Below are 1,085 nucleotides of genomic sequence, written 5' to 3' on the forward strand. Positions count from 1 at the left end.
GTTAGTGCAATGGCATAAGCCAGCTTAACTGCGAGACAGACACGTCGAGCAGGTACGAAAGTAGGTCATAGTGATCCGGTGGTTCTGTATGGAAGGGCCATCGCTCAACGGATAAAAGGTACGCCGGGGATAACAGGCTGATACCGCCCAAGAGTTCATATCGACGGCGGTGTTTGGCACCTCGATGTCGGCTCATCACATCCTGGGGCTGAAGTCGGTCCCAAGGGTATGGCTGTTCGCCATTTAAAGTGGTACGCGAGCTGGGTTCAGAACGTCGTGAGACAGTTCGGTCCCTATCTGCCGTGGGCGTTGGATGATTGAAGGAAGCTGCTCCTAGTACGAGAGGACCGGAGTGGACGAACCGCTGGTGTTCGGGTTGTTATGCCAATAGCATTGCCCGGTAGCTACGTTCGGAATCGATAACCGCTGAAAGCATCTAAGCGGGAAGCGAGTCCTAAGATGAGTCATCCCTAGGGATTTAATTCCTCTAAAGAGCCGTTCGAGACTAGGACGTTGATAGGCAGGGTGTGTAAGTGCTGTGAGGCATTGAGCTAACCTGTACTAATGACTCGTGAGGCTTAACCATACAACCCAGATGGGTTTACTCTTGTTAAAAGAGAAGTATGTGGTTAATGAGTGATTACTTTACAAGCACAAAAGAATACCGACTTGATTTAAGTTGAACCAATTATTACTTTTATTTAAAGCTATTTAAAAGACTTTTTAAATAGCCAGCTTTCTAAATTCTTTTACCTTTAGCTTTTTGAAAAGCTGAAAGTAATCGCAAAATTAGTCTGGAAACCATAGCATTGTGGCCCCACCTGAATCCATCTCGAACTCAGAAGTGAAACGCAATTGCGCCGATGGTAGTGTGGGGTCTCCCCATGTGAGAGTAGGTCATTTCCAGGCGCCTATTTAGTTTCCACTTTCTAGAAAGTGAAGACAAAGTTTACTGATAGTGACATATCAGCGACTTAAAAAGAATTTAGCAATATGCGTAAGCACTTTGCTAAAGGAGCGGTAGTTCAGTTGGTTAGAATACCGGCCTGTCACGCCGGGGGTCGCGGGTTCGAGTCCCGTCCGCT

Annotated in this window: 2 rRNA genes; both read left to right on the top strand. The window is 47.0% G+C overall.

The features are described 5' to 3' along the window. A 23S ribosomal RNA gene (locus tag KT99_RS19770) occupies positions 1-586 on the top strand; the annotation flags it as partial. 207 nt (positions 587-793) lie between these two features. Further along, positions 794-909 (top strand): 5S ribosomal RNA (gene rrf / locus KT99_RS19775). Positions 910-1,085: the final 176 nt, after the last annotated feature.

It is taken from the genome of Shewanella benthica KT99 (assembly GCF_000172075.1).
Lineage (GTDB): Bacteria > Pseudomonadota > Gammaproteobacteria > Enterobacterales > Shewanellaceae > Shewanella > Shewanella benthica_A.